Genomic DNA, 1,839 nt, shown 5'->3' with positions numbered 1-1,839 from the left:
CAATGTCCGCGTACCAAAGTCGCATGTCGTCGGCACCGTCAATCGCGGCTGGGATGTCGCGAAATATCTGCTGCAACACGAGCGCGCGATGATCTCCGGCATGGGCGAGCGCGGCGTCGGCCGTCCGCTCGGCCAGATCGCCGCCGACTCGGTCGGCGCGGACGCGCAAGGCAAGCTCGATGACGCGCAGCTGCGCAGCCAGATCGCGAGCTTCGAGGTCGACGAGGCCGCGCTCGCTGCCGCCGCCGAGCGCGCGGTCGATCTCGCCAAGGCCGGGCAATCGCATCCGGCGTTCTCCTCGGCGATGAAATATTACGGCACCGAGCTCAACAAGCGCCGCTACGAGATCCTGATGTCGGCCGGCGGCATCGACGCGCTGGAATGGGAGAGCGACCGCTCCAAAGGCGGCGCCCGCCCGCGCGCCTGGCTGCGCACCAAGGCCAATTCGATCGAGGGCGGTACCTCGGAGGTGATGCTCGGCATCGTCGCCAAGCGTATCCTCGATTTGCCGGGCGCGTGATTGTAATCCCTCATCCTGAGGAGCGCGGAACGCGCGTCTCGAAGGATGAGGCCACGACATCGGCCCCATGGTTCGAGACGGCGCTGGCGCGCCTCCTCACCATGAGGGTCAACAGTTAACTCGATGAGATAATGTAACGGAATCCATCCAATGGCCCTCGTCCTCACCGAAGAACAATCCATGCTGCGCGACAGTGCGCGCGGTCTCATCAGCGACAAGGCGCCGGTGGCGCATCTGCGCGGCCTGCGCGATGCCAAGGATGCCACCGGCTTCTCGCGCGATCTCTGGAAGACCTTTGCGGAGATGGGTTTCTCCGGCCTGCTGGTGCCGGACCAGTTCGGCGGCAGCGGGCTCGGCTGCGTCGAGGCCGGCATCGTCATGGAGGAAATCGGCCGCACCTTGATGCCGTCGCCGTTCCTCGCGACCTCGGTGCTCGCCGCCTCGGCGCTGTCGCGCGGCGGCAGCGAGGCGCAGAAGGCGCAGCATCTGCCGAAAATCGCCGACGGCTCGCTGCTGGCGGCGCTCGCGATCGATGAGGGCGCCAAGCATCGCCCGCTGCAGACGAAGTTGCAGGCCACGCGCTCCGGCAACGGCTTCAAGCTGTCGGGCGACAAGGCCTTCGTGGTCGACGGCCACACCGCTGACCTCCTGATCGTCGCCGCGCGCACGGCCGGCAGCGCCGGCGACAAGAACGGGCTGACGCTGTTCCTGGTCGATCCGAAGGCGAAGGGGCTCGCGGTCGAGCGGACCGCGATGGTCGATTCGCACAACGCGGCGCGCATCGTGTTCGACAATGTCGAGGTCAACGCCGACAGCGTGCTCGGCGAGGTCGATCAGGGCTTCGGGCTGCTCGAGGGCGTGCTCAATATCGGCCGCGGCGCGGTGGCGTCCGAAATGGTCGGCCTCTCCGACGAGGTGTTCGGCCGCACCGTGGCCTATCTGAGGGAGCGCAAGCAGTTCGGCAAGGCGATCGGCGAATTCCAGGCGCTGCAGCACCGTGCCGCCCAGCTCTACATCGATATCGAGATCACCCGCGCCGCTGTGTTGAAGGCGCTGCAGGCGATCGATACGGACATCGACAAGGCCGCAACCGCGGTCGCGGTGGCAAAAGCCCGCGCCGGCACCACTGCGACGCTGGCCGTGCAGGAGGGTGTGCAGATGCATGGCGGCATGGGCATGACCGACCAGTTCGACATCGGCTTCTTCATGAAGCGCGCGCGCGTCTGCCAGGAGCTGTTCGGCGACAGCAACTTCCACACCGACCAGCTGGCGAGCGGCAAGGGGTATTGATCTCAGTGCGTCATTCCGGGATGGTCCGA

2 protein-coding genes are annotated in these 1,839 nt (G+C 66.7%); both read left to right on the top strand.

From position 1 onward, the window contains the following. Positions 1-520 (top strand): acyl-CoA dehydrogenase family protein (locus tag AKL29_RS45000; protein ID WP_283809406.1); only part of this gene is annotated, 520 nt, incomplete at its 5' end. A gap of 150 nt (positions 521-670) precedes the next feature. Further along, positions 671-1,810 carry an acyl-CoA dehydrogenase family protein gene (locus tag AKL29_RS17985; protein ID WP_050385051.1) on the top strand — a complete coding sequence of 380 codons (1,140 nt, stop codon included), beginning with the start codon at positions 671-673 and terminating at the stop codon, positions 1,808-1,810. Positions 1,811-1,839: the final 29 nt, after the last annotated feature.

Origin of the sequence: Bradyrhizobium pachyrhizi, from assembly GCF_001189245.1 — a bacterium.
GTDB classification, from domain to species: Bacteria; Pseudomonadota; Alphaproteobacteria; order Rhizobiales; family Xanthobacteraceae; genus Bradyrhizobium; species Bradyrhizobium pachyrhizi.
Note: the sequence above shows the minus strand (reverse complement) of the source record. Positions and strands in the feature narration are given on the sequence as shown.